The 24205-nt window shown below is 29.6% G+C and carries 24 protein-coding genes; 2 read left to right on the top strand and 22 right to left on the bottom strand.

All coding sequences use genetic code 11. The annotated features are described in order from the left end of the window. Window positions 1–42 precede the first annotated feature (42 nt). Window positions 43–738 (bottom strand): MgtC/SapB family protein, encoded by a 696-nt coding sequence (locus RDK80_RS02090; RefSeq protein ID WP_094904138.1) that lies wholly within the window; start codon window positions 736–738, stop codon window positions 43–45. 80 nt (window positions 739–818) lie between these two features. Then, window positions 819–1328, bottom strand: coding sequence for a nitroreductase family protein (locus RDK80_RS02085; protein WP_094904137.1), 510 nt, complete (start codon window positions 1326–1328; stop codon window positions 819–821). Window positions 1329–1411: 83 nt separating this feature from the next. Between RDK80_RS02085 and RDK80_RS02080 the strand changes: the two genes are divergently transcribed. Then, a complete protein-coding gene (locus RDK80_RS02080; protein ID WP_308523351.1) occupies window positions 1412–1771 on the top strand; it encodes a DUF1667 domain-containing protein in 360 nt (119 codons plus the stop codon). Window positions 1772–1848: 77 nt separating this feature from the next. Here RDK80_RS02080 and RDK80_RS02075 read toward each other — a convergent pair whose 3' ends face one another. The 3 genes from RDK80_RS02075 to RDK80_RS02065 form a co-directional block, all read right to left on the bottom strand. Further along, entirely contained in the window at window positions 1849–3201 is a 1353-nt protein-coding gene (locus tag RDK80_RS02075) for an MATE family efflux transporter (protein ID WP_308523350.1), read from the bottom strand. A 238-nt stretch (window positions 3202–3439) separates the two neighbouring features. Beyond that, complete coding sequence (locus tag RDK80_RS02070) at window positions 3440–5428, bottom strand: methyl-accepting chemotaxis protein (RefSeq protein ID WP_094904135.1); 1989 nt, start codon at window positions 5426–5428, stop codon at window positions 3440–3442. Between the two features lie 381 nt (window positions 5429–5809). Beyond that, complete coding sequence (locus RDK80_RS02065) at window positions 5810–8143, bottom strand: response regulator (RefSeq protein WP_308523349.1); 2334 nt, start codon at window positions 8141–8143, stop codon at window positions 5810–5812. 167 nt (window positions 8144–8310) lie between these two features. Here RDK80_RS02065 and RDK80_RS02060 point away from each other — a divergent pair, with 167 nt between their 5' ends. Next, window positions 8311–9003, top strand: coding sequence for a response regulator transcription factor (locus RDK80_RS02060; RefSeq protein WP_216559339.1), 693 nt, complete (start codon window positions 8311–8313; stop codon window positions 9001–9003). Between the two features lie 39 nt (window positions 9004–9042). Here RDK80_RS02060 and RDK80_RS02055 read toward each other — a convergent pair whose 3' ends face one another. From RDK80_RS02055 to RDK80_RS01975, 17 genes are all read right to left on the bottom strand, one after another. Next, window positions 9043–9843 (bottom strand): ABC-2 family transporter protein, encoded by an 801-nt coding sequence (locus RDK80_RS02055; protein ID WP_308523348.1) that lies wholly within the window; start codon window positions 9841–9843, stop codon window positions 9043–9045. Window positions 9844–9846: 3 nt separating this feature from the next. Then, complete coding sequence (locus tag RDK80_RS02050; RefSeq protein ID WP_308523347.1) at window positions 9847–10647, bottom strand: ABC-2 family transporter protein; 801 nt, start codon at window positions 10645–10647, stop codon at window positions 9847–9849. Further along, window positions 10644–11624, bottom strand: a complete 981-nt coding sequence (locus tag RDK80_RS02045; protein WP_308523346.1) for an ATP-binding cassette domain-containing protein — start codon at window positions 11622–11624, stop codon at window positions 10644–10646. Before RDK80_RS02045 ends, RDK80_RS02050 begins: the two co-directional genes overlap by 4 nt. A 159-nt stretch (window positions 11625–11783) precedes the next feature. Further along, on the bottom strand, window positions 11784–12671 hold the full coding sequence (locus RDK80_RS02040; protein ID WP_308523345.1) for a radical SAM protein: 888 nt from the start codon (window positions 12669–12671) through the stop codon (window positions 11784–11786). 111 nt (window positions 12672–12782) lie between these two features. After that, a complete protein-coding gene (locus RDK80_RS02035; protein ID WP_308523344.1) occupies window positions 12783–13040 on the bottom strand; it encodes a zinc ribbon domain-containing protein in 258 nt (85 codons plus the stop codon). Between the two features lie 71 nt (window positions 13041–13111). Continuing rightward, window positions 13112–14044, bottom strand: a complete 933-nt coding sequence (locus RDK80_RS02030; RefSeq protein ID WP_308523343.1) for a YafY family protein — start codon at window positions 14042–14044, stop codon at window positions 13112–13114. A gap of 16 nt (window positions 14045–14060) precedes the next feature. Beyond that, the gene (locus RDK80_RS02025; RefSeq protein ID WP_216559345.1) at window positions 14061–14720 is read right to left on the bottom strand and encodes a pentapeptide repeat-containing protein; all 660 of its coding nucleotides are present in this window, start codon (window positions 14718–14720) and stop codon (window positions 14061–14063) included. An 83-nt stretch (window positions 14721–14803) separates the two neighbouring features. Beyond that, window positions 14804–15823, bottom strand: coding sequence for a class I SAM-dependent methyltransferase (locus RDK80_RS02020; RefSeq protein WP_308523342.1), 1020 nt, complete (start codon window positions 15821–15823; stop codon window positions 14804–14806). Between the two features lie 322 nt (window positions 15824–16145). Continuing rightward, window positions 16146–16628 carry a Cys-tRNA(Pro) deacylase gene (ybaK, locus tag RDK80_RS02015; RefSeq protein ID WP_094904122.1) on the bottom strand — a complete coding sequence of 161 codons (483 nt, stop codon included), beginning with the start codon at window positions 16626–16628 and terminating at the stop codon, window positions 16146–16148. 1 nt (window position 16629) lies between these two features. Beyond that, window positions 16630–17832, bottom strand: a complete 1203-nt coding sequence (locus tag RDK80_RS02010; RefSeq protein WP_308523341.1) for a sensor histidine kinase — start codon at window positions 17830–17832, stop codon at window positions 16630–16632. Between the two features lie 10 nt (window positions 17833–17842). Continuing rightward, on the bottom strand, window positions 17843–19015 hold the full coding sequence (locus RDK80_RS02005) for an MFS transporter (protein ID WP_094904120.1): 1173 nt from the start codon (window positions 19013–19015) through the stop codon (window positions 17843–17845). Between the two features lie 236 nt (window positions 19016–19251). Beyond that, entirely contained in the window at window positions 19252–19887 is a 636-nt protein-coding gene (locus RDK80_RS02000) for a response regulator transcription factor (RefSeq protein ID WP_216559351.1), read from the bottom strand. A gap of 79 nt (window positions 19888–19966) precedes the next feature. Beyond that, window positions 19967–20635: a hemolysin III family protein gene (locus tag RDK80_RS01995; protein WP_094904119.1), complete on the bottom strand. Its 669-nt coding sequence runs from the start codon at window positions 20633–20635 to the stop codon at window positions 19967–19969. Window positions 20636–20821: 186 nt separating this feature from the next. Next, window positions 20822–21571: a type I methionyl aminopeptidase gene (gene map, locus RDK80_RS01990; RefSeq protein ID WP_094904118.1), complete on the bottom strand. Its 750-nt coding sequence runs from the start codon at window positions 21569–21571 to the stop codon at window positions 20822–20824. A gap of 53 nt (window positions 21572–21624) precedes the next feature. Beyond that, complete coding sequence (locus RDK80_RS01985) at window positions 21625–22569, bottom strand: lipopolysaccharide assembly protein LapB (protein WP_235601420.1); 945 nt, start codon at window positions 22567–22569, stop codon at window positions 21625–21627. 160 nt (window positions 22570–22729) lie between these two features. Then, entirely contained in the window at window positions 22730–23542 is an 813-nt protein-coding gene (locus RDK80_RS01980) for a nitroreductase family protein (RefSeq protein ID WP_308523340.1), read from the bottom strand. 61 nt (window positions 23543–23603) lie between these two features. Then, entirely contained in the window at window positions 23604–24161 is a 558-nt protein-coding gene (locus tag RDK80_RS01975; protein WP_094904115.1) for a phosphatase PAP2 family protein, read from the bottom strand. Between the last annotated feature and the right edge of the window lie 44 nt (window positions 24162–24205).

Genomic DNA, 24205 nt, shown 5'->3' with positions numbered 1-24205 from the left:
TTCTATACGACATTATCTTATATTATACAATAACTATATTAATTAAAAATCTATATCTTTATTATGCGGTATAATATTACCTTCAAAGCTAACGCTAATAATACCATGAATCTGATAGATTTCTTTATATAAGTTATTTATATTAAAATTATTAGGTGTCTTGATTAGAAATCGAATTTCCATAATCCCGCTATCTTCGTCATATTCATTGTCATTATTTAAAATGGTTATATCTTTAATAGAAACATAGTGTTTTCCGAATAAAACTCCTATTTGCCCTATAATCCCTGGTCTATTTGTGGCTATTACTTCAATAGCCTGATATTTTTTCCTTAATATCCTTTTTTCAAATATACCTAAACTCATTAAAGTAGCAAGGACTATGGCAGTAGTAACTATAGCTCCTAGATAATATCCTGCTCCAACCGCTAAGCCAATTCCAGCGCATACCCATAAACTGGCAGCAGTAGTAAGTCCACTGATATTATTACCTGTTCTCATAATAGTTCCCGCCCCAAGGAAACCTATTCCACTAACAACCTGTGCTGCTAATCTAGAAGGATCTGCAGATTGAAATCCATCAATGGAAACAAGCATAACTAAGGTGGATCCTAATGTAACTAGTATATGTGTTCTTAATCCTGCTGGCCTATTGTTAACCTCTCTTTCAGTGCCTATAAATCCACCTATTATAGCAGACAGCAACAGCCTTGTAACTATTTCGGTTCTAGATATCATAACAAAACCCCTTATAATAATATTATCTAGGTATATTAATTATACTTATGCTCTATTATATACATATACTCATTTTTTATCTACCATTTATCATAGTGTATTTTATTATCATCATATCTATTTGTTTGTTCCATATCTTTCTCTTTATTTCCTACTACTACCATACCTATAGGTATAATATTATTAGGTAACTCTAGTACATCCTTCATAACCTCAACTAGATTTCCAGAATCATATAGGCCACACCATACTGCACCTAATCCTATGCCGTGAGCGGCTAAAAGCATGTTTTGTATGGCGGCAGAACAATCCTCTACCAAAAACCCTCTATTTGACTGTTTTTCTTCATCACCACAAACTATTATTCCACATCCAGCACTAGGTAGCATCTTTGCATACTTGTGAAAATCTGATATTTTTTCAAGTAATTCCTTATTTCTAACTACTACAAAATGCCAAGGTTGAATATTATGAGCAGAAGGTGCTTGAAATCCCGCTCTAAGCAATGTATCTAATTGTTCTTCTGTAATTACTTCTCCTGTAAATTTTCGTATACTTCTTCTAGTCATTATAGCCTGCAAAACATCCATTAAATCATCTCCTTTTATTAAATATACTACATCCACCATAATATGTTATAATGATTATGTTAATTTATCATGGAGGTCCTATTATGAACATAGTTGAAAAAAAATGTAAGGTTTGCCCTGTGGGCTGTGACCTTAGAATAACCAAAAATGATGATTCTCAATTTTCAGTTGAAGGTAATAGATGTAATAGAGGTAAAGAATATGGTATTAATGAACTCTTAGAACCTTCAAGAATTCTTACATCTAGAGTGTTACTTAATAATGGTCCTATGGGCAGACTTCCCGTTAAAACTAATGAAGTTATTCCCGAAAATTTGGTTGATGAATGCATGGAAATTATCAAGGTAACTGAAGTATCTGCCCCTATAGAAAAGAGAGAGATCATTATAAAAAATATATTGGGTACTGGTGTTGACGTAGTTGCAGCTCGAAGAGTAAACTGATCATAATAAGTAACAAACTTGGTGGCCGTCCTAGCCCATCAATAGGCTTAGGATTAGGGCTGCACCATTTTTGTTACTTATTTAGTATGTAATCCCTTTTTTATTACATACATAAATAAAGAGGTTAAAATAATTCCCTTAAATATAGTGCTAATACTCATACTCCACCATACTCCAGTCATTCCTAATATGGTACTGGATAAAAGTAAAGCTCCTGGAATCCTTAGTGAATTTAATATAATTCCGGTTATTGCTGGGATTTGAGTTCTACCAATTCCATTAAATGCTCCTGTGGATGCTATTTCAATAGTTATAAAAAATTGAGAAAATCCTAAAATTCTTAGATATATGGCTCCTTGAGCTATTGCAGTAGCGTCTCCTGGTGTAAATATTCTAAATATAGGTTCCCCAGCAAATATAAGTAATATAGTTGAAAAAATTCCTATAGTACCAACTATCCTAAGCCCCTTATAATATCCTTCTTTTACCCTATCATAGTTTCTAGCACCATAATTTTGTCCTACGAAGGCTGCTATTGCAGTAGAAAACCCTTCTGCTGTCATCCAAGATATAGACTCTATTTGAGAGCCTACAGATTGTACTGCTACTGGAGTAGGACCCCATTTTGCTAGTATTTTTGTCAAAACCATTGATATTGATGCATGAGCTCCTGACTGTAAAAACGCAGGAAAACCTAATTTAAGTATTCCTTTAATATAGTTTTTCTTTGGTAACTTAAAAAGATGCAAATGGGAAAATAACTCTTTATTTTTTCTTGATACTACTATGTATATTGAAGTAACTACAACTTGAGCAAGTACAGTAGCTAATGCCGCTCCCTTTATCCCCATTTCAGGAAAAGGTCCTATACCAAAGATTAAAATAGGATCTAAAACTATATTAGTAACTAACCCCATAGTATTTATAATAAAAGGTGTAATACTATTACCTGATGCATTAAATACTGCTGAATATATTGGGTTAATAAAGTGAAATATAAATCCACAAGCTATAATTGTTAAATAATCTGTGGCTAATTGAATAGTCTCTGCGTCACCCAAATTAAAAAATCCAATCACCTGATGTCTAAAGATTAGTAATAATAATGAATATATGATACCTATAAGTATGTCTAGCTTTATTCCACTAGATATATATTCCCTAGCATCCTCCATATCTTCCCTTCCATAAGCCTGAGATACTCCTACACTCACTCCTATTGAAGAAATCAGCACTAATGACATCCCAAACCACATAAAAAACCCCACTGTACCTGCACCAGCTACAGCCTTAGTACTAAGTCGCCCTAGCCACATCATATCTGTTAAATTATACATCATCTGTATAAAAGATGTACCCATAATAGGTAATGCTAGTTTAGTAAGGGTACTGGAAATATTACCTTCTGTTAAATTAATATTTTTACTCATATTAGCCTCTCCTAGTTGATTAATAGTTACTCTATTTAGTAACTCTAAGTAATTTTACATTAAAGTTAAAGATTATTCAAGATAATTAGATAGATTTATATAAAAAGCCTTCATTTAAACATTCATATATTGAAAAAGCATTTTATGAAATCCATCTATAGAAAGTTATATTTATTTTCTCACTGGTTACAAAAGCTCCTATGTTTAAGTCATTTAATTAAACATAGGAGCTTTTATCTTAAACTCTAAACTTCTTAATAATTGATTGTAAATCTTGTGCTAAGTTTGCTAATCCCTCACTGGCACTTGCAATTTCTTCTATTGAAGCCGTTTGTTCTTCTATAGATGCTGTTACTTCCTCTGTTGCAGCTGAATTTTCTTGTGCAATAGCTGATAGATTTTCAAGGGTGTGAAGTATTTCATTTTTCATTCTTTCCATATCTAACCCCGAATCATTTAATTTTAAAACTGCTTTTTCTGCCTCCTCCATAGCTTCTGCGATTAATATATATTTATCTTTACTGTTAATTACACTCTTTGTTTGCTCATGAGATATGGCTGATACTCTCTCCATTGTCTTTACAACATTTTGTGCATTATCCTGTAATTCATTAACTATCTGGTCAATAGACTTTGTAGACTCTGTGGATTCTTCTGCTAATTTTCTAATCTCTTCTGCTACAACTGCAAATCCTCTTCCTGATTCTCCAGCTCTTGCTGCTTCTATTGCTGCATTTAAAGCCAATAAGTTAGTTTGTTCTGCTATTGATGCTATTACATTACTAGCCTGTCCTATTTTAATAGAGCTCTCATTTGTTTTTAATATAACCTCATTGATTTCTCCCGTTGCACTGTTACTTTCTTCAGTTATTTCATATAGGTTTTGAATTTCTTTTAATCCTTCATTAACTACTTCCGTAATCTTATTTGAAACAGTGTTCAAGTTTTTCATATATCCTATGTCTTTTTCGATAATCTGCCCTAATAAAACAGCCTTTGAAGATCCTCCCTCAGTATTCTGCGCTTGTTCAGCTGCACCTTTTGATATCTCATCTGCTGTTCTTGCTATTTCTTCTGCAGCAGCAGCCGATTGCTGTGTAGTAGCTGTCAGTTCTTCCGAAGTAGAAGTTACTTGCTCTGAAGAATAATTAACCTCTTTAATAATATCTCTAAGATTATCAGTTATACTTTGAAATGATTTTGCTAATATTCCAATTTCATCTTTTTTATTAAGAAAATCTTGGGAAACACTTTCCCTAATATCAAGATTGGCTATATTTTCTGAATATCTTACCACTTGAATAATAGGTTTTGAAATTGAATTCCCTACTAAATATGTAATAGCCATACTAACGATTAAGCTAATTGCTGCTGCTATTAAGATGCTATTACGCATTGGTGGAATAGCAGACAATACCTCATCTATATTTGCCGTAATAACTAATATCCAGTTAGTTCCTTCTATTGGTGCATATGCAGCATATAAATCTTGATTATTAAGTGAATAATCTGAAACGCCATTTTTTTCTACTAAAATCTTTTTAAATAGTTCCGCTGCTGATGCTAGACTTTCATCACTCTTTGCTTCTTCTATAATATTTTGTTGTCTCAATACCATATCTCTATCAGGATGAGCAACTGTGGTTCCAATGTCATTAATCATATATGCATAACCACTTTCACCATAGCCAGTTTCATCTATTATATCACTCAAAGCATATCCATCTCTACTGCCTATTAAAGCACCAACTATTTTGCCATCTTTTTCTATAGGAGTCCCATACATAAAAACAGGCTTGCCTGTCACACTACTAATCGTTAAATCTGATATATTATCCTCACCTTTTAAGACCTTCTCTATATATTCTCTATCTCCAAACTTAGAAATTGTACCATCTGCATAATAGATATTTCCTGTTAGATTCACTACTCCAAAGTCAAGAAAATTAGTTCTTTTTAATTGTTCTTCCAAAATAGGCCTTTGTAACGTCCAATCCATACTTCCTATATCTGCCATATTTGCTATAGCTTCTAATGTTCGCATTTGAGTCTCAATTCTACTGTCTGTCACCCTAGCCCCTTCTGCCGTTAGGGCAATAAGAGTTTTTTCTGCCTCTCCCGTTAAGGTTATACTAGAATATATAATAGAAATTGCTCCTAATGCAATAGATGATAGTAAAATCAATGCAGAAAAATAAATAATAAGTTTTGTTTTTATACTTTTCACTTATAACACCTCCATTTTAATTTTTAAATAATATAAATCATAAATATTTTTTACTTTTAACCAATAATTCTTAAATTTTATCTTTTCCACGAATCTACTAATTAAATATCCCCATGCCACAGTTTCTATAGTTTCTCTAAAACTATAGGAATTATCATAGAGTATATCTTCCCATAATATTTTTGTGAACTCCTTATTCTCTAGATTCTTTAAACCATATTGAAAAACTTTTTCAAAGCTTTTATTTATATTATTAGTCTTAAAATTTTTATATAATATTACAAAAGACAACAGCCTTCGACGTTATTGAAAATTATTATATATAATCGTTGTAAATTCCATAGGAGATTATGTAATTTTTTTGTAAAAAACAACCTATATTTATAGGTTGTTTAGGAATTTTCTTTTATATTCTTTAAGCTCACATTTAATATCAAAAAATTCATTTTTTAATTCTTTAAATAAATGCCTTATTATATATAGATTTCTAGATTTTATATTCTCACCCATTGTTTCTAGAATATTAATAGCATTATATGCGTCAAAATTTGATATACTTCCCTTAAATTTATGAATATTCTTACTTAAAGCCTCTAAATTTCCTTGCTCTATACATGTTTCTATATTTCCTAAGTATTCTTTCTCATAATCATCAGATATTATATCTTCTATTATTTCCGTCAAAACTTCTTTATCTCCATCTACCCTCTCAAGAAACTGCCTTATACTTAAACTTTCTATTTTTCTATACTTTCTCAATACACTATTTATTGCTTGATAAATTCTATCTATTCTTATAGGTTTTGATATATATCCATCCATTCCCATTTTTAAACATTTCTCTCTATCTTCTCTCATCGTAGCTCCAGTTAATGCAATTATAGGGGTATACTTACCTGTTACCAATTCTCTTTCTCTAATTTCTTTTACTATTTCAAATCCGTTCATCACTGGCATTTCAATATCCATTAGTATTAAATCAACATCGTTATTTTGCCAATATTCCAATGTGTCTTTGCCATTTGAAACTATGCTCACTATACACTTTTTTTTATCCAATATACTTTTTATTATTCTTTGATTCACAATATCATCTTCTGCAACCAAAATACGAATTCCATAAAATAAAATATTTTCTATAGAACTTTCTTTTAAATTTAAGGATTTCTTATCTAAACCTTTATAATCATCTTTTAAAAATTTTAAGTTGAAAGAAAATACACTTCCTTTACCTTGCTGTGATTTTACTTTTATTTCTCCTCCCATGAGCTCTACAAGTTTCTTAGAAATAGCAAGTCCTAAACCTGTACCTCCATATTCTCTTGAAGCTTTCAGATTTACTTGATTAAAGCTTTCAAAAACTGTATCTATATTCTCACTAGGTATACCTATTCCTGTATCCTTTACACTAAAAAGAATATCTATTTGTTCATCATCTTCATAACACACTTCCAATTCTAGACTAATATATCCTTTTTCGGTAAATTTTATAGAGTTTCCAATGATATTAAATAGGACTTGACTTAATCTATCCATATCGCCAATTATACTATGGGGCATATTATCATTTATTTTATAATGAAAGTCTAATCCCTTTTTATTTGCCTGCAATTTAAAATAATGTGTAATATCTTTGAGTAGTTTTAAAATATTAAATTTATCATTTATAGGCTCAAACTTCCCAGCTTGTATCTTAGATAGATCTAATATGTCATTTACAAGAGAAAGAAACCTATCAGTTGTAAATCTTAACATATCAATATATTCTCTTTGTGTATCGTTTAACGGTGTGTCTCCTAATAATTCTACCAGACCAATAATTCCATTCATTGGTGTACGTATTTCATGACTTATGTCTCTTAAAAATTCATTCTGTAGTATATTTAACCCTTTATCTTGATTTAGCTCTTCTTCATGTTTTACAGATGTTGTTATATCAACTAACCTTTCAATAATAAATTTTACATTACCCTTTTCATCAAAAATTAATTTGCTGTACCAATCCATATACTTATCAATTTTAGGAAAATACTTTTTCCTGATAAATCTGTCTTTACAACTAGCTGCTTGATAATTTAATAATCCTTCTTTTCCTAGTTTTTCTTCAATAAGTTGATTCCACTTTTTATCTATAACGTTATTCTGATTAGAATCAAAAAATTTATATCCTTCTTTATTTAGTAGTTCTACAGTTAAATCTGGTTTAATTATAGCTATTATATCTTGAATAGAATCTATTGTATGTTTTAATAAGTTCAGATGTTTTTTTATAGATTTTTCTTGCTCTTTGAATACTGTTATATCTTTCAGTCGTAACACAGTTCCCCTTAATTCTTTATCAATAGCAAATAGTCGAGTTGCTGTAATAAGTAAAAAAATTTCCCTATCCATTAATCTTTTTTTGATTTCATAAGTAATGTAATGTTCTCCTTTTTTCATTCTCTCTAATGGACATTCTTTTAAATCACAGATAATATGAGAGTTAATTTCATAACATTTTTTATCCAATATCTTATCTTCATTAACATCTAATATCTTTAATAATTTACTATTAACCTTTATTATCCTACGATTATCATCTATAATACACATCCCTTCTGTAGCATTTTCAAACATATACTCCAACAAGGGATGTATACTATGTAACTGGTCTTCTATTTTGTCCATCTCTCTAATATTTTTAAATACACACTTTTCTGTCTTTTTAGTATCCAATCTCTCCTCACCTTCCATTTTATGTTATTATCGGAATTATTTGTATTAAATTCTCTTTATATGATACAATGTATATATTTATCTATGATAGAAAATATTTTTCTCTTAGTTTAAACTATAATTGTAAGAAGTACATTATCTAAACTATATTAGTAAGGAGACAAATTATGGGCAATCAAGTCTTAGTGGTTGAAGATGATATTATAAGTATGAAGCTTTTTAATGCAATATTAAATAAATATGGTTTTTCTGTATTAAAAGCAACTAATGGGGCAGAGTCTATAGAATCATTGATGAATAATAAAATTGTTGCTGCTATACTGGATTTAGCCCTGCCAGACACTAGTGGGTTTGAAATATTAAAATACATTAGAAATCACCCAATACATAAAAATATTGCCATCTTAATAGTTACAGTAAACCATGATAAATTAGATACTATCCTTGGACTTGAAATGGGTGCAGATGATTATATAACAAAGCCATTCCATCATAGGGAATTAATAGCTAGATTAAATGCTTCTATAAGAAGATCTCAGGCTATTGAAGATAAAACTGGTCCTATAATAGCTTTTCATGATTTGGAAATAAACGTAAATAAGAGAATAATAAAAAAGAATAATGAAGTCATTAACTTTTCCTTCAAGGAATTTGAAATACTATATTTATTAGCTTCAAATCCTGGTAAAGTTATACATAGGCAAACTATATTAGATAAAATTGGAGGACTGGATTATAGCCCAGATACTAGAGTTGTAGATATGCATATATCTTCTATCAGGAAAAAGCTAGGAGATACTAAAAAACAAAAACATTATATTGATACAGTGAGTGGTATTGGATATAGATTTAGAGAATAAAAAAGTAACAGGAGTTGTTAGATACAACTCCTGTTACTTTTAACTTCCAGTAGAGGTATAATGCTTTACTCCAATTCTCCATATTAATATAGAAAATATAAAGAACATGAACCCAATGAATGGAGAAACCCACCCTATCCAAATAGGATAGTTTAATAATTGAGACTTTCCTAATATACTCATAGCAGGAAAATAATTCACTGTAGCTAATGGTATAACATATATAAGTATTTTTCTAAACCAAGGTTTATATATAGAAATGGGGTATTGTGCTGCTTGAACTCCACCATAGGTAAAGGAATTTACTATTTCTAGACTCTGTACAGACCAAAAAGATAAGGTAGCTTGAAGTACTATAAGACCTGAAAATAGAAAATTTCCTCCAATAATAGATCCTATCAATAATAAGATTTTCCCTAGAGTCCATTCTATCTTTAATCTAAATATAGCCCATATAAGCACTACAAGACCTTGAACAAATCTACCTATTCTCATTATCTGAAAATCATGTCCTAGAATCTGTAATACTGTAGTCCTTGGTCTAAGTAATATCCTATCAAAATCTCCTAATCTGACTAGTCTAGGAAAAGTATCAAATCCTCTAGTCCAACCTTCTGTAATGGAAAAGGCAATATGAACTATTCCATAGAATAAGGCGGCTTCTTCAAAAGTAAAACCTTTAATACTACCAAATCTTTCAAACAATACCCATACACCGAGAAATTCAATAAAAGTTATTAAGAAATGACCAATAGACATCATAATAAAGGAGGCCTTATATTGAAGCTGAGATTCTATACTTAGTTTAATATACTTAAAATATAATTTTATACTATCCATACTCTAGCCTCCTTGTACTATCAAGTCTTTTATTTTTTTATTTAAAATCCATTGGCCTAATAAATATAGTACAAATGCCCATATGCACTGAAATAAAAAATGTCCAAGCAACTGACTAAAAGGTATTTCTCCAGTAAAAAATCTAGCTGGGATATCTACTAATCCGCTAAAGGGTAAGTAATTTAATACTTGTTTGAACTTATCTGGAAAAAGTGGTAATGGTACTATCATACCAGAACATATTGTGACGATGGTTGCTAATAGTCTTTGTATTCCATCTCCTGACAGAGAATAAAGAGTAGTCATATTAATTATATTAGTTATGGTGCAAGAAATCATAAGAGCACCAAAGGTGGTTACTGCCCACCCTATAGTAGCCAAAGCATTTGGTGGTAATTCCATTCTATAATCTTTTGGTAATAATAAAGCTATAATAAATAAAGGAATGGATTTAAGTAGAGTTGGCGCAGTTCTTAAAGCAAAGGCTCTTGCGAACCAATAATTATATAAATTCATTGGTCTAATAAGTTCGTAGGTTACGTTCCCTGTGCTTATTAGATTTTGTATTTCACTATCACCATTCCATGGTAACATTCCAAGCATAGCTTGACCTATCCATATATAGGTAATAGCTACCTCACGATTAATAGGCATCTCTCCACCTGAGGAACTATAAAACCCATATAATACCATGACCATAATCATCCCAAAGAAAAATTGAGTAGTCATACCTGCTATAGCAGCAACTTTGTATTGCAATAATAGATTAAATCTAATTTTTATAATAGATATAAATGCCTTCATATGTTAAATTCTCCATAGAGCTTGGCAATAATTTCTTCAATGGGAGGGTTCTCTATTAATATATCTTTTATTTTATATTTAGTGGATAAAGTAGTTATTAGATCTGCAGGTGTGATTATATCAGGATTAAAATCAATTACAAGCCTATTATTCTCTTGACTTATGGGAGTTGCTCCCACTATTGAAAAGCCATTTATTCCTTCATCAAAGTCTAAAATCAATCTTCTGTCTTTAGATACTGTGTTTCTAAGGGATTGCAAGGAACCATCTAAAAGGATTTTTCCCTTCCCTATTATGATTACTCTATTGCATAGAGTTTCGATATCATCCATATCATGGGTCGTAAGTATGACTGTAACTCCTCTTTCCTTGTTCAGCTTTTTTATAAATTCTCTAACAGCTAATTTAGATATAGCATCCAACCCTATAGTAGGTTCATCAAGGAAAAGTATTTTTGGGGAATGAAGAAGTGATGCTGCTAGCTCACATCGCATTTTCTGACCTAAGCTTAGCTGCCTTACTGGAGTATTTATAAAGTTCTCTAGGCTGAGCCATTCTACCAGCTCTTTTTTAATCTTTAAATAGTCTCCTAAAGGAATTTTGTAGATATCCTTCAGTAATTCAAAGGAATCAATTACAGGTAAATCCCACCATAGTTGAGTTCTCTGACCGAAAACTACCCCTATATCCTTTACATAATCTATCCTTTCCTTATATGGAACTTTTCCAAGAACTTTACATTCTCCTGAATCTGGTGTTAAAATACCTGATAGTATTTTAATTGTAGTAGATTTACCAGCTCCATTTGGTCCAATATATCCTACCAACTCTCCTCTCACTACTTCAAAGGATATCTTGTCCAGAGCAGTTATTTCCTTATACTCCCTGTGTATAATGCTCTTTAGTCCACCTACTATACCTGGGCTTCTTTGGGATATCTTATATCCTTTTGACAGCTCATTTGCTACAATAACCATATAAAACCCTCCTCTCTATTTTTTAGACGTAAGGATGATTTTATCAGAGTAAGGGAGCAAAGTCAACGAAAAAACTCTTATGTAATATATTTGTTATATAAGAGAAACTTTTAAAGTTTTATTAGCTATCTAATCTGCAAATCCCAATTTTTTTGGTAATCAACTAAACATCGATAATTGCTTAGTTTGGCTGCTTTTCTCTGCACCCTTTATAATATCAGACATTTTATAAACAATATTATATTTATCACACTCTTTTTTAAAGATTTTCCATAATTCTTTATAGTTTGGTGACAAACATTCATAGGAATATCCAAAACTCATTTTATATCTTTCACTAACTCCTGGATAAGTTTGATTAAGCTTGTGATAAAAATATTCCCTGTTCCCCGAGCGTAAAGTAACTCCAAATGCTGGATAAATATATTTAATACCACAATCTGCTCCTTTTTTTACAATAGAAATAATATTTTCTTCATTATCAGATATAAATGGTAAAATAGGCATCATTAAAATTCCTGTATATATTCCATTCTTAGATAACTTAGCTAGAGCATCAAATCGTCTTGAAGAAGAGGGTGCTAAGGGTTCTATATTTTGTGATAAATAATCTTCTCCCGCCGTTATAGTAATACCAATACATACTGGTGAATGTTTATTAATATCTTTTAAAATATCAATATCTCTAATTATAATATCTGATTTAGTCGTAATACCAATGCCAAAACCGCATGAATTTACAAGTTCTAATGCACCTCTAGTTAAATTATATTTCTTTTCTAAAGGATTGTATGGATCACTCATAGAACCAGTACCTACAATACCAGTATTTCTTTTACTTCTTAATTCTTTTTCTATTATTATGAGAGCATCTTTCTTTGCTACAATCTCATCAAAGTTTTCTATCTGATAACAATCAGATCTAGAATCACAGTAAATACATCCATGACTACACCCACGATAAATATTCATATTATATTTATTCCCAAACCATGCATTTGGATATTTATTATGTGTAATTATTGTTTTAGCATCTATATATTTCATTTTAGACTAACTATCCTCCTAATTAATATCTATTCCTATATAGATAAGCCAATGAAAAACTCTCCTATCCAGCACATTTGCTAAATAGGAGAATTAAAATTAAAAACCATTTTATTTTTTCCAACGTTTCAAATGTGGAAGAGAGTCATTTAATAATTTTCTTGCTTCTTCTTCATCCATTCCATTTTCTTTCATAAAAGGTACACAAGTTTCTATCATTTCTTCCATTGTCTCATCAGGTTTGCTAAAATTTCCATCTTCATAACAATATGTGCAGTAATCTTGGCTTTTACTTCCATCCTTTTCTGTACCATAAAGGTTAACATCTTCCATTGGCATTCCACAACTTTGACAATACTCTTGTTTCATAAGATTTTCCCCCTTGTCTTTTATTGTTTTATCCTATAATATCACTATCTTTTGACAACAGTATGTCATATTTAATACTTTTCATAAATCTTTTGTGCTTTCTTCTTGATTATATCTTTAATATAATGGGGCTCAAGAACTTCTACATATTCACCATAGCTTAATATCATAGAATAAACCCATTCATCCTCTGGAAATGAAATCCTAACTACTGTATATCCCTTTTCATCTATTATAATATTTTCTTCATAGAAAAATTCATCAACTCTTTGCTGCACTTCAGGAGAAAACCTTAAAACTAATTCTACCATATTATTTATATAAGTATTTTGCTTTTTAAACTCTTCATAAGAAATATCTCTACGATTAAATCTTTTTTCTAATATATTGATTTTATGTATTCTGGAAAGCCGAAAAAATCTATAATCATTTCTTGAATTGCAATATGAAAAAACATACCAATTAAGTCCTTTTAAAACAAGACTCATAGGTTCTATTTTTCTTTCTGTTATCTTCCCATATGGATCTCTATATTCTATATTTACTAGCCTTTCTTCCCTTATTGCTTCATATATGATTCTATATTTTTCTTTATCTCTCGAGTTAGCTCTATATCCCCATGGCAGATCACATATTATTAATTCATTAAAATAATAATCAAACTCTTGCTTCTTATCTTTAGGTACAATATTGCTTATTTTATCAATTGTTATGTCAATATTTTCATTTTCTGAGAAATTGCCTATGTTTTTTAATGCAATAATGATTGAAGTCATATCATCTAATGTTAGCAACTGATGGCTCATCCTATAGTTATCTAAAATTCTAAATCCTCCATCTCTCCCTTGGCTAGACACTATGGGAATCCCCGCTAAGTTAATAGTCTCTATATCTCTATATATAGTCCTTACAGAAACTTCAAACCTATTAGCCAGCTCCTTAGCAGTTATATTATCTTTATTAAGTAGTATAACTATAATAGAAAGCAGTCTATCTATCTTCATCACTTATTTCCCCTTTTTATTCATCCTTAATCACAAGTCCTAGTAACTTAGCAAAATCAATTACTTGTATATTTGAGACTATTGCTCCATATAATTCTTCTATTCTTATACCTATTCCTTCTATATCACAAGTACTTAAATCTATGTCCTTTAACTTTGTTCCACTCATTTGTATTTGTTTCATATCACTTTCATCAAATTTAACTTTCAAGAGTTCAACACTTTGAAAATCTCCATTTCTTAATAAGCAATTCATAAAAATTACCTGTTTGATATTAGAAAATCTAAAATTGGCATAGGATAAATTGCAATTATTAAATCTTACGTTTCTAATAGTTCCTTCAATTAATTTTATCCCCATCATTTTACAATCCATAAACTCTACTCTATGTATAATTGCCCCACTTAAATCTATATTAGATAAGTCACAATTAATAAACTTAACATCCGTTAGCTCAAGGTTCTTAAAAAATATATCTTCAAATATAACATTTCTAAATATAATTTTCTCAAATATTACTTTCTCTGCCCTTTGCTCTTCTATATAACAATCACTGATAGTAGCCATATTAAAAGAGTCCTCATCTTGAATATCCTTGTCAGTTATATCTAAGTTTTCTAACCTTGCTGGAATTTGAGGTAGTGAAATTTTAAATTCATCTTTTGCTTTTATCATCCTATTATCTCCTTACAAAATTATTGCAACTAGCAAAATAGCTAAACAGGGAGACATCTCATCTCCCTTGTCTAGCTTATGTCTTATTTTACTGCTATAATCATTGGGTCCATTTCAATAGGTGCTTTTAAATCTATTACTATCTTTACAGTTTTTTTAATTGCTTCATCGACTAGTTCTAAAGAATTAGGTAATTCTTCTTTATATAAATCATATAATTTGCTAGCAGCTATACCACCAGAATAAGTAGGTATTACTTCTCTAAACCCTGCTTCCCTAAACCATTTTATATATGTCTTACCAGAAGGATGAATCGTTCTTAAGACTAAAGCATTTGTAACCTTAGGTTTAATCTCTTCTAAGAAAGAAATGGTTATCTGTGAAAAATCAGTATTGTTATTCAACTTGCTAATCAATTCTTCCACAGACATAGCAATAGTCAATCCATATTGTATTACATATTCTTCCTTAATATTTCTGTCAAATATAATTAGTTTACAGCTTTCTTTATTTAACTTTTCTATCCATATATCATTTTCAAATCCATCTTTATATCTACTTAATGCTTCATAGTAAATTCTTATACTTCTGCCAGGCTTCAATATCCTATATAATTCTCCTATGGTTTTCTTTGGATTAGGTGTCTGTTCTATAGATGAGGCTGCCATTATTCCATCAAAAGTATTATCTTCAAATGGTAATCTATCTTCTGAATTATAGAATATAAATTCAGCATTTGTAATTCCCAGACTTTTAGCATTATCTTTACAGACTGATATTCTTTTCTCCGATGAATCTACTCCTATTACTTCTTTGGCATAAGGTGCCACAATTAATGAAGGCCATCCATCACCGGGTCCAAAGTCTAATAATTTTTTTCCTTCTCCCTTAATTGAATAAAGAAAATCATACATACGTCCCCTATCATCCCAATGGGATTTTTTTGTTACATCAAAAGGCTTATAGATGATTGGCAAACTATACCCTGACTGAGATTCCATTTCATTATAAATGAATTCCTCTGATGTGCAGTATATAGGTGCTAATTTTTCTTCTATCCAATTGAATATACTTTTATCTGTTATAGATTTTTCCATTGACATTAAAATACCCCCAAATAGTTTTTTAAGTTTTGCCAATGGGTTAAGTACATTTAGTTAAAATGTAATTCCTCCAATGGCTAGCTGATTGAATTAACATTTATTTTTCTCATATCGTCCACTCCTTTCGAAAAAATTACTAATACTAATGCAGATTCATTATACCATAATATGTAATTTATAATATATGCATTAAATAAATAAAATAATTATTTGATAGGTCCAAGATCAAAGAGTTATAAAAACAGTTAAGAAAATATCCTTCTTAACCGTTAGAAATTAATATAGAGTTTCTTGTAGTCTTTCCATTCACCAAAAATAATAGTTATTTTATAATAGTAAAACCTCCGACTTCACCATGGCAGACTTCAATTAATTTGGATGTTTCCAATTCTATTTGAACTCCTATCTTTCCTCCACTTACAATAATCTTATCTATCTCTAAAGCAGATTTATCTATAAATGTCTTATAAATTTTCTTCATCCCTATTGGAGAACATCCACCTCTTATATATCCTGTAATTTTTGATATATCTTTAACTGGTATCATTTCAATACTTTTTTCTCCCGCAATTTTTGCAGCCTTTTTTAAATCCAATTCCTCTGCAACTGGTAAAAGAAACACATAAATATTCTTGCTATGACCTTGGACTACTAATGTCTTGTAAACAAATTTCAGTTCTCTATCAATCTTCTCAGAAACTGAAATACCATCAATTTTTCCATCATTATTACTATAGGTGATAGCATTATAATCTATTTTCATCTGTTCTAAAATACGCATAGCATTTGTTTTTATATTAGTCATTTTATTTTCCTTCCTCATTAGTACATTCTATATAATTTAATTTAAAGATTAAACCTAAATTAAATCCTTGTTTTTCCTCTCTATTATAAATTATTTTCCCACCAAAAGCTTTTACCTTATTCTCTATCCCCATTAATCCATTACCTTTAATCAAATTTACACATCCTAGCCCATTATCACTAATTCCAACTCTTACCTCATCTTCATCTAATTTTATATCTATATTGATTTTATCTGCCCTACCATGTTTTATACTATTAGTTAAAGCTTCTTTTATAGAGGTATATATAATATCTTTATATTCTGGCAGCAATTCCTCCACCTTCTCATCTATATTTAATATTACACTAACTTCTCCTGCATTTTCAATATTATCAACAATTTTCTCTATGGAGTCTAGCAAAGTTCTATTTCTTTCATCTTTTAAAGCATAAACAGCCTTTCTCAGACTTTCCATACTTTCCTTAGTTAATATCTGAGATTTGTCGATTAATTCTTTAGCTCTAATAATATCTTTTTCTATAATTTTTTCTGCCACATCTAGATTCATATTTAAAGCTATAAGGCTATGACCTAAATTATCATGGATTTCTCCAGCCACTCTATTTCTCTCTTTAGCTATAGTTAATTCCTCTATTCTTTCTGATTGTTCTTTTAATTTGTTATAGGATAATTCTAATTCTTTATTCAACCTCTCTACTTCTCTTTTTTCTTTTCTCAAAACTTTATATCCAAATAAACTTACTGAATAGAAAAATAAACTCATCAGTACCATAATAACATCTAATATATTCTCTTTCCAAAATTCTATTGAACCTATATCTTCACCAGATATTGTGCTAAGCAGAATTAGAGTTAGAATAAATATGATCTCCAGTGATATAAATAACCTTGAGATTTTTCCTTCTGTATATAGAATTAGTTCATATAAAATCATGTATAAATATATTTCTATATATCCACTTATTTTCAAAGCCAACATTAGGCTTATTGCCATAGATATAAATATGGATGAATAATACTTCTTTACACTTCTATAAAAGTATTTTCTCCTTAGATGGTCATTGATTACTATTACTAAAAATAGCCCAAAAGAAATTAGTAAAGCAGTAATATTATCTTTGCATCGATAAATAATATCAAGTCCTATGGAAGTCTGCAATACTCTATATAAATAATTATTGTATTTATAAATATTCTTCATCTATACTACCTCATTGTTCTATTCTAGTTATCTCCATTTTTCTATTCATTCTTATATTCTTAATATAAAGATAGCAAATAAATAAAGTCATTACAACTAAAAGTATTCCTTTAGTGTAAAATAAAATATCATTTCCTATATTTTCATATATATAAGAACCAGCCATATATCCTATTGCTCCCCCTATTCCACTTGCAAAGCTATATAAACCATAGGATCTTCCTCTTTTATTTTCTCCTACAAAATCAATGATCAATGAAGAAAATGCTGGACTATAAAACATTACAACGATAGAAATCAATGTATAAAGAATCATAAAACTATAATATTCTTTATTAAATGGTATAAATATTTGAAGTATAGCATTTATGAACATACCAGCTATAACTATCTTCTCTCTGCCATATTTATCAGAGAAACTTCCGAATATATTTGGCAGAAAAAGTGCCAATATAGATGCTGGAATAAACAAGAAGGATATTAGACCAATATCTTTTGTAATATTTTCTTGTAGATATATAAGATATATTGGTGCAGTTAAGCTAGTTATAAATGAAAGAATCCCCATTATTCCCAGGAAATATTTTAATTGTTTCTTATCTTTAATATTACCTGCTTTATATTCCTTTTTAAGATTAATAGTCTCCGGAACTTTTTTAATTGTATAGTAGACAGATATGGAACTAGTAATTAGAAAGATAGTAAATATTAATTTAAATGGATTATCAGTAAAATTATTGTATAGAATAGTAAACCCAATAATACTACCCACCCATTCACCTTTAGCCATAAATTGATTTAATAAACCAAAATTTTTACCTCTATTAGTCTCATCACTAATATCGGAGATAAAAGTATCTACACTTATCCATAGAAATGAAGCCCCTAAAGATTGAATTATTCTCCCTATCAATAGATACTTAAAATCCTTAGCTAATATAAAAAATATATTCACTATTGTATAAAGTATAGTACCTATTAATATCCCTATTCTTCTTCCTCTCTTATCTATTAAATTTCCAACCATTGGCCGTATTATTATACTGATTATTGAAAATATGGAATAAAGATATGCTATTTGAATAATGTTTGCTCCTATAGAAGAAGCATAAATAGGAAATATAAATCCTATAAAGGACAACGGAAAAGATATGAAATAGATAACCTTTCTTAGCTCTTTCACGGCATAACCCCCTAAATATTCTTACCTTAAATATATAAGAATTTTCAATATAAAAAATCTAGCTAAGGTAATATTAAAGGTCATGTTTTTTCATGACTAAAGTAACAAAAACTTCTATTGAAGCATTATTAAGACAGCTTTTTTGAACCATTGAAATTATCTATTTTTAAAAAATCAAAAATAAGTGGTAGCTCTCCTATAGATTAAAAAAAAACTGTGATTGTTAATCACAGTTTTTAGTCTTTAATTAATACTGCCAATTGAGTTCTATCTCTCAAGTCTAACTTATCTAATATTTTTGTTATATGATTTTTAACAGTTCCTTCTGTTATATATAGGATATTTGCTATTTCTTTATTAGATTTTCCCTCTCCAATTAATAGTGCTATTTCATATTCTTTTTTAGTTAACTCTTTAAATATATGTTTATCTAGATTGCCTTGTGCAGCATTATTATACGTCATAGCCCCTAACATCTTCTTAGCTACATCTGGTTGTAACAGTACGTTTCCTTCATATACTGTTTTTATAGCCTTCACCAAATCCTGAGACGATATATCTTTGAGTAAATAACCATCTGCACCATTTTTCAAACCTTCAAAGATATACTCATCTTCATTGAAAGTTGTTAGTATTAATACTTTTATATCATGATGTTTTTCTTTAATTATTTTCGTAGCCTCTACTCCGTTCATAATGGGCATTCGTATATCCATTAATATTAAATCAACTTGTATTCTATCTATTAATTCTATGGCCTCTTTACCATTAGTAGCTTCACCTACTAAAGTTATAGTATCATAAAGACTCAGCATCATCGTAAGGCCTTCTCGTATTAAACTTTGATCATCTACTATAAGAACTTTTATCATGATAAACCCCTTTTAAAAACATTACTTATTTTAGGTATTCAAGACTCATCCTGCTTTTATTTTAATTGTTCATTATATTCTAAGTCAAATATAGTATTATCCCTACAAAATGAACTACCGATGCTGCTAATACAAATAAATGCCATATAGCATGGTGATAAGGAATCTTTTTAATACTATAGAATATAGTTCCTAAAGTATATAAAAGTCCTCCTCCTAATATCCAAATAAAAAATCCTACAGAGGTCATTCTAATAATTGGTTTTATAGTGAATACTGCTATCCATCCCATACCTATATATAGACTCAATGACAATGCCTTAAATCTATCAAATTTTCCAAAGGTAAAAATTTTAAATGCAACACCAAATACTGCTATAGACCATACAGCAACTAGTATACCAATCCTTAAAGCTCCTTTCATAGTAAGAAGTGCAATAGGAGTGTAGGTTCCAGCTATAAATAAAAATATAGAGGAGTGGTCAAATACACGAAGTATTTTCTTTGCTTTTTCGTTAGGTATACTATGATATAATGTTGATGATAAATACATCAAAGTCAAACATGCACCATATATGCTAAATGCAACAATTGATATATTATCTCCCTTCCTTATAGAAATTACTAGTAATACAATTAAAGATGCAATACCAAATAATACTCCTAATCCATGAGTAATTCCATTTGCAATTTCTTCTTTAACTGTATATTTCTTACTCAATAATTGAACTGGATTTTCTTTTTTCATCGTTTCACCTATCCTTTCTATAATCAACTAACAATTAACGATTAACAATTAACAATAAAAAAATTGGAATAAATTAAATTCTTAAAATGATATTGATCTTTTAATCTTTAATCTTCTAATTATTTTTTGACAATTGCTAATTGATAAAATTGTTCTTTGTTAATTGTCATCTGTTAATTATCTTTTTCAGTCTTGCTCTGTTAAAATCATTGGTCCCTCTTTTGTAATGGCTATTGTATGCTCATATTGTGCTGATAACTTTCCATCAACTGTTCTAGCAGTCCATTCATTATCATCCATTTTCATACGATATGTCCCTACATTTATCATTGGCTCTATAGTTATAACCATTCCTTCAACAAGTCTTTGTCCCCTACCTGGTATTCCATAATGAGGAACTTGAGGATCTTCATGCATTTTTTTACCTATACCATGACCTACGAAATCTCTGACAACCGAATACCCATAAGATTCTACAAAAGATTGTATAGCATAACCAATGTCTCCTAATCTATTACCTACAACCGCCTGTTCTATTCCCTTATATAAGGCTTCTTTAGTTACATCTAATAGTTGCTTAGCTTCATCTGATACATTCCCAACAGCATAGCTCCAGGCAGAATCAGCTAGCCATCCATCTATATTGACTACCATATCTATAGTCACTATATCACCTTCTTTTAAAGGTTCTGGTCTTGGATATCCATGACAGATTTCATCATTTATTGAAGCACAAGTTGCATAAGGATAGCCATGATATCCTTTTTGTTCTGGATAAGCATTATGTTCCTTTAAATAATCTTCCACGAATTTATCTATCTCCATAGTCGATATACCTGGTTTAATCATCTTTCCTATTTCTTTATGCAGTCTTGCTAATAACTCTCCTGATTTTTTCATATTCTGTATTTCTTGCTCTGTTTTTAATATAATCATTTAATCTACCTTCCTTCATATATCATAATATTGTTTATAGTAAATAAATCCTATTAATCTTTATTATTTTCTTTATCTATTATCTTTAAAAACTCCTTATCTCCATATAAATTCTGAAAATCATTATCAGTTTTTATAGATTCTACTATTTGCGGCAACAGTGTTACTGCTTTTTTTAAGTCTTCCAAGGCCTTTTCTTTATCATCTAATATTGAATAGCAGCAAGCTCTATTATAATATAAATCATGAGCCTCTGGGTTATTATTTATTCCCTCTGTTAGCAATTCAATAGTGTCCTCATACCTTTTTTCTTCTATATAAATGGCAGAGACATTTAGATACGAATAGGAATATTCAGGATTAATGTCTATTGATCTAAAATAATATTCTAAGGCTTTGTCATTATTCTCCATCGCTTTGTAAATAACACCCATATTAAACAATGCTTTATAATAATTAGGCTCTAAATCTAAACTCTTCTCTATCATCTCATAGGCCTTATTGTACTCTTCCAATTCTTCATATATAGATCCTAAATTGTTGAAAGCTATATGATCATCAGGCACCAATTGAATTACCTTATTATAATATTCTATAGCTTTGCTCTTTTGACCTTTTTCATCAAATATATTAGCCGCATAATAATATGCTCTGTCATAGTATGGATCTATATCTATTGCTTTATGATAATATTCTAAAGCTTTATCTTTATCTCCTATCTTTTCATATGTCATTGCTATACCGTAATATGCCCCTGCTTCATCAGAATCAATTTCCGTTATCTGTTCATATGTAGATAAAGATTTTAATGCATTATCTAATTCATCATGGACTTCAGCAATATTATATAATATTGCTATTGTATCTTCTATACTTCCTCTAAATTTTAATGCTTTTTTATAAAATTCAATAGATTTTTCTTTATCACCATTAATATATGCGTTTTCAGCTAATAACACATAATTATATTGTCTAGTATATTCTTTTATTTCTCTCACCAAAAAAACACCTCTTAATTTCTATACTATATATAGTCTATCACATTTACGCCAAAAAAGTAGAGAAAATGTTATTCCTCTACTTTTAATGCTCTCATTGAGTTTAATATGGCTAATATAGATACTCCAATATCAGTAAATACTGCTTCCCAAGCTTTTCTTATAATTTTAATTCTGCTATATATCTATAACAATCATTTCCTTCTTCTACTGTGTTACTCACTAATTGCCATTTACTATTCAAGCCTATAGACTCTCCTAGAGATTCAAAGTAATACATTACTATTCCTGCATCTATAAGATTTGATTCTTCTCCTTTATTATATTTAATCAATAATGTCACTTTATCTCTTTCAAGTAAAAATCTCCAAGGTTGCTTGTTTAGAGTTGATGGTGCAAATCTTATATAGTAAAATAAATCACCTAGTCCCCTATTTTCTAAATCATCAACATTTGCGTGATTTCCTATTTTATCAGTAAAAACTATTTCTTCAACACCAATCCTATCACTAAAACTATCATTTATAAAAGGATTTCTCGCCTTTCCGTATCCTATAGCTAAAATATAATTAATTTCCCCTACCATATCTCCAAATATATCTTTTTTAGTATCCTTGCCTACGTTTCCTACACTTACCCAGCAAGTATCTAATCCCATAGTGTTTAACTTTGTTATAAGCTTTTCCATATAATATGAACCATAGATTGTATTTCTATCTTTATCATCTATTAACTCAAGTCCAATATAGTGTGGACTTTCAATCATTACACCTGAATATCCCCCAATTCCTCTTAAACCTTCATATAATTTCTCACCATATTCATATAATTTAAACTTTAAATTTCCAGTACCATATTCTCTTTCCAATGAATCTAAGTATAATTTAATCTCATCTAATATATCACTATTTATCTTTTTATTCTTGAATTCTCTCACTGATTTTCTTTTCTTCAAAAAATTAGTCATTAACATACCAAAACCCCCTCAATATAAATATATAGTATATATACCACTATTGTAATTTTCTAATCTATCATTTTAGTCCCAGACTTTCTGCCAAGGTATAGATATATTCAAGTAGGTAAAAATGTATAACTAAAGCCGTACCAATGCCTAATAATATACCTGCAGTCACATCTGTAGGATAATGAACTCCTAAGTATATCCTTGATATACCAACGATTATAGCAATAACAAATACTACAATAGATAATTTTGGTATATTAAGTGCTATAGTAGTAGCAATAGAAAAGCTTGCAGTAGTATGTCCTGAAGGAAATGAATAATCTTTTAAATTTATACCAAAGGTGTTTAATTGCTCTATTATCTTATATGGTCTTTCTCTACTTAATATTCTTTTGAGTGCATGGACTATTATTTGACTAATAGTTAAAGCTCCAAGAGCCTCAAGTCCTATAAGTTTAACATTGCTGCTTCCTATTAATATTAGAATTAAAACTAAGAGAGAAGAAAATACCGCTCCCCCTAGATTTGTAGCTCTATACATTATAGCATCCAAATATCTATGTTTCATTTTCCTATTAATTATGTTAATAAAAAGATCGTCGAATTTTTTTAATTTATTTTTCATTTTTTCACCTTTAATAATAGAATTTATTGTAGAAATTTGTCTTT

Origin of the sequence: uncultured Tissierella sp. (assembly GCF_902479755.1) — a bacterium.
Classification (GTDB): Bacteria; Bacillota; Clostridia; order Tissierellales; family Tissierellaceae; genus Tissierella; species Tissierella carlieri.
The sequence above is the reverse complement of the archived record's forward strand: the minus strand, read 5'-3'. Positions and strand labels throughout refer to the sequence as shown.